The sequence below is a fragment of the Flavobacterium potami genome (assembly GCF_020026915.1).
In the GTDB taxonomy this organism is placed as follows: Bacteria; Bacteroidota; Bacteroidia; order Flavobacteriales; family Flavobacteriaceae; genus Flavobacterium; species Flavobacterium potami.
On sequence record NZ_JAINUY010000103.1, the window covers coordinates 1 to 264 of the forward strand.

Consider the following 264-nt stretch of genomic DNA (forward strand, 5'->3'; position numbering starts at 1 on the left):
TTGCAATTAGGAAATTAATCATGAACGAAGATACATTTGAATTAAGAAGTGAAGAGGTTCAGGACATTCTGACCAAAGTACCACATTGGATGATTCGATGGGGAACGGTCTTGATATTTGGCATTATAGTCATGCTGTTTTTTGTTTCCTGGTTTGTAAAATATCCTGACGTGGTCAAAACAGAAATCGTCATTACAACCAATATTCCGCCGGAGAAAATCGTCTCGAAATCTTCGGGCCGTATTGAAGCTATTCTGGTAAAAG

Annotated in this window: 1 pseudogene; it reads left to right on the forward strand. The window is 38.3% G+C overall.

The annotated features are described in order from the left end of the window. Positions 1–20 precede the first annotated feature (20 nt). Positions 21–264: pseudogene (locus K6T82_RS24900) on the forward strand (HlyD family secretion protein); the annotation flags it as partial.